General features: G+C 64.3%; 1 protein-coding gene. It reads left to right on the forward strand.

The annotated features are described in order from the left end of the window. Positions 1 to 255: VCBS domain-containing protein (locus tag KW824_RS20780; RefSeq protein ID WP_218410901.1), on the forward strand; the 255-nt coding region annotated here is incomplete at both ends.

The raw sequence follows: 255 nt of genomic DNA on the forward strand, positions 1-255 counted from the left end.
ACACCGTCACCATCACCATCACCGGCGTCAACGATGAGGCCGTCATTACCGGCACTGACACCGGCGGCGTGACCGAAGATGAAAGCACGCCGCTGCTGACCGAGACCGGCACCCTGAGCGTGACCGATCTGGACGGGGCGGATGAAGCCAAGTTCCTGGCTGGCAACGGCACCCCGAGTGCGGGCGCGCTGGGTAGCCTCGCCATCACCGAAGGCGGTGCCTGGACTTACAACGTCGACAACAGCAAGGTGCAGT

It is taken from the genome of Aeromonas sp. sif0611 (genome assembly GCF_019218845.1).
Classification (GTDB): Bacteria; Pseudomonadota; Gammaproteobacteria; order Enterobacterales; family Aeromonadaceae; genus Aeromonas; species Aeromonas media.